General features: G+C 65.7%; 1 protein-coding gene. It reads right to left on the minus strand.

From position 1 onward, the window contains the following. Positions 1 to 213, minus strand: a 213-nt coding sequence (locus L9G74_RS24265) for a calponin homology domain-containing protein (RefSeq protein ID WP_238898678.1), incomplete at its 3' end; no start/stop codon positions are given. Positions 214 to 265 lie beyond the last annotated feature (52 nt).

A 265-nucleotide genomic window follows, 5' to 3' on the forward strand; every position in this document is an offset into this window, starting at 1 on the left:
GGGGTAGAGGCTGTTCACCAGCTGGCTGAGGACGATGCCGTTCTTCAGCCAGACCTGGAAGCCCAGGCGGCCCCGATCCGGGCGGCCCACACTGGACCCGCACTGAGCCACGATCCACTCCACCAGGCGGTCCTCCAGCTCGTCGTCGTACTTCTTCTCGATCTTGGACTGGACATCCCTGCTCATGCCGTAGGCCGGGCCCTTGTTCGCCATGGCTGTGGTGGGCAGAGACGGAGGCGAGGGGCGATGTGATGCTCGGTGGCTG

The sequence above is a fragment of the Shewanella electrica genome (assembly GCF_022321485.1).
In the GTDB taxonomy this organism is placed as follows: Bacteria; Pseudomonadota; Gammaproteobacteria; order Enterobacterales; family Shewanellaceae; genus Shewanella; species Shewanella electrica.